3 protein-coding genes are annotated in these 1,688 nt (G+C 61.7%); all 3 read left to right on the forward strand.

The genetic code is table 11. The annotated features are described in order from the left end of the window. On the forward strand, positions 1-232 hold a 232-nt coding region (locus AC1DWI_RS22065), incomplete at its 5' end, for a hypothetical protein (protein ID WP_477725775.1). A gap of 82 nt (positions 233-314) precedes the next feature. Continuing rightward, a complete protein-coding gene (gene ureE, locus AC1DWI_RS22070) occupies positions 315-932 on the forward strand; it encodes an urease accessory protein UreE (protein WP_477668912.1) in 618 nt (205 codons plus the stop codon). A gap of 5 nt (positions 933-937) precedes the next feature. Next, a complete protein-coding gene (locus AC1DWI_RS22075; RefSeq protein WP_477668913.1) occupies positions 938-1,639 on the forward strand; it encodes an urease accessory protein UreF in 702 nt (233 codons plus the stop codon). The last annotated feature ends 49 nt before the right edge of the window (positions 1,640-1,688 follow it).

A 1,688-nucleotide genomic window follows, 5' to 3' on the forward strand; every position in this document is an offset into this window, starting at 1 on the left:
GCAGGAAGACGAATACGTGCAGAACGCATCGACCAAGATCAACTTCGAGAAGATTGCCGCTGAGCTCCGCAAAAAATACGGCGCGCCCAAGTCCATGACCCTGGAATCGCGCCACGCCGGTCTGTTCGGCGGCGCCATTTGGGAAAGCGAGGGGGTGTCCCTCGAGGTAAGCAGTTCACCCTCCACACAAATCACCTCTCATTTGGTGGTCGTGTTCAAGAAGGCGCAATGAGCTGCGAAAAAAACGGGCTTCACGGGTGCCTTCAAAGCAACATAAATCCCGCAACAACGCTTTGCCGACAATGACCCCCTCCGTGTTGCAGTGCTCCAAAGTCCTCCCGCAAGGCAAGGGCCTCGCGCCCGTGCTTCTTAAACGCGCCGCCATCGTCGAGCTCGACTGGGATGTGCGCCAAAAAAGCCGATTTGACGCGACCGACTCGCTCGGCCGCCACCTTGGTGTGTTCCTGCCGCGCGGCACGCTGGTGCGTGGCGGCGACGTGCTGGTGGCGGAAGACGGCTCCATGGTCAAGGTGATTGCCGCGCCTCAAGCCGTGCTCCGCATCACCGCTTGCCCGTCGCATGGCTCCCCTTTCGACCTGACGCGCGCCGCTTACCACCTGGGCAACCGGCATGTGCCGATTGAACTCAAGCCGGACCACCTGAAAATTGAACCCGACCATGTGCTGGCCGACATGCTGCGTGCCATGCACCTGATCGTGAACGAAGTTGAAGAAGCGTTCGAACCTGAAGGCGGCGCCTACAGCGCTGGCGGACACAGCCATGGGCATGACCATTCCCATGACCACGCGCAGCCCGCCGCCGCGCCACACGTGCATGGCCCCGACTGCAATCATGGTCATGACGACCACACCCACGAAGCCCTGCCGGTCGCCATCCAGATTCACAGGCACAAGCCGCACCAGGCGCGTTGATGGACATGTCCGCCGCGCCTGCAGGGCAGCTACCGGCCGCCAGCCTGCTCCAGCTCATCTGGCTGGCCTCCCCGGCCTTGCCTGTAGGCGGATTTTCATACTCGGAAGGGCTTGAAACCGCCATGGATCGTGCGCAACCAGCTACAGAAATGATAGCAAGCGACTGGCTGACCGACCAGCTCCAGATCAGCCTGGCGCGCGGTGACCTGGCGGTCATTGCCCAGGCTATTCCTGCCTGGCGCTCGGGTGACCTGCTACGCGTGCAGCAACTCAATGCCTGGGTGCTGCAAACCCGGGAAACCAGCGAACTGCGTGCCCAGGCCGAGCAAATGGGCAGATCCCTGCTGGACTGGCTGCGCAACCATGACGACGCCAACACAGCGCATATTGAGGCCTGCGCGCAGATGCAGCCGACCTTCCCCGTCGCCTTTGCGCTGGCCGTTTCACAGACCGAGGCAGGCGTGCGCGACTGCCTGCTGGCTTACGCTTTCGGCTGGGCGGAAAACATGACACAAGCCGCCATCAAATCAGTGCCTTTAGGGCAAAGCGCCGGCCAGCGCATGCTGGCGCGCCTTGCTGGCGGCATACCTGCAGCGGTCGAGGCCGCCATGCAGCTGTCGGATGACGAACGCCAGGCCTTTTCACCCATGCTGGCCATTCTTTCTTCACAGCATGAAACCCAGTATTCGCGGCTGTTCCGCTCCTGAAACCTCATTGCAAATCTGACCGCAATTCCAAAAAAGCCCCCCATGAGCC

Source organism: Polaromonas sp. P3_C2 (assembly GCF_056402675.1).

Excerpts from the sequence above, each read along its gene's own strand:
- AC1DWI_RS22075 (WP_477668913.1), top strand. The coding sequence starts at position 938 with ATGTCCGCCGCGCCTGCAGGGCAGCTACCGGCCGCCAGCCTGCTCCAG.